Source organism: Bradyrhizobium sp. P2_E8 (assembly GCF_056403875.1).
This window is the reverse complement of sequence record NZ_JBFUES010001601.1, coordinates 1-1,028: the sequence shown is the minus strand read 5'-3', so window position 1 is coordinate 1,028 and position 1,028 is coordinate 1. Positions and strand designations below refer to the sequence as shown.

The 1,028-nt window shown below is 64.6% G+C and carries 1 protein-coding gene and 1 pseudogene; both read left to right on the top strand.

Features of this window, described 5'->3' with window-relative positions:
- On the top strand, nt 1–744 hold a 744-nt coding region (locus tag AC1D00_RS42630), incomplete at its 5' end, for a DegT/DnrJ/EryC1/StrS family aminotransferase (RefSeq protein WP_477014850.1).
- Nucleotides 741–1,028 (top strand): annotated as a pseudogene (locus AC1D00_RS42625) (sporadic carbohydrate cluster 2OG-Fe(II) oxygenase); the annotation flags it as partial. The gene AC1D00_RS42630 and the pseudogene AC1D00_RS42625, both read left to right, overlap by 4 nt.

Here is a 1,028-nt window from a genome sequence, read left to right as displayed (position 1 = left end):
GCCGTCACGCCGCGGACCAAGGCGATCATGCCGGTGCACCTGACCGGGCGCATGGCCGACATGAACCCGCTGATGGCGATCGCCGACAAGCACGCTCTCGCCGTGATCGAGGACAGCGCCCAGGCAGTCGGTTCGACCTATGACGGGCGGATGAGCGGCACCATCGGAACGTTCGGCTGCTTCTCCGCGCATCCCCTGAAGAATCTCAATGCCGCGGGCGATGCCGGCTTCCTCGTCACCGCCCACGCCGAGCTTGCCGCACGAATTCGCCGCCTGCGTAATCACGGTCTGATCAACCGCAGCGACGTCCAGGAATGGGGCATCGTATCGCGGCTCGACACGCTTCAGGCGGACGTGCTGCGAATCCGCCTCCGCAATTTGCCGTCGGTGATCGAGCGCCGGCGGCGCAACGCCGCGCAATACCGCGCCGAGCTCGCAGGCCTGCCCCTGTTCATTCCGCCCTGCCGCAACATCGAGTTCAATACGTTCCACACCTTCGTGGTGCAGACCGACCGCCGCAACGACTTCCAGAAATATCTTGCCGACAAGGGCATCGAGACCGCGATCCACTATCCGGTGCCGATCCACCTTCAGCCGGCGGCAGCGCATCTCGGTCTGGGGCGCGGCGCGTTTCCGGTGACCGAGCGGCAGGCGGATCAGATCCTCACGCTCCCGATCAATCAGTTCCTCTCGGCCGCCGATATCAGTTATATTTGCGCGACCGCCCGGGAGTATTTTGCATGACGGATACGGACTTCCTCCAGGCCGACGAGCAGGCGCTGGCGCAGCGCTTCATCGACAACGGCTTCGTCACGACGCCGGCCGACGACCGCGCCGGGCTCGACCGGATCCAGCGACGCGCTGCTGAACTTGCCGCGGACTATCTGAAGCTGCCGCACAGCAATGATCACTATGCGATGCTCGACGGCATCCATACGCGCGTAAGCGTCGACGATCTCAACGGCCTGCGGCTACACGTCTTCAACGGCCTCAACGCCGAGCCCTGGTTCCGGCCGACCTATTTCCGT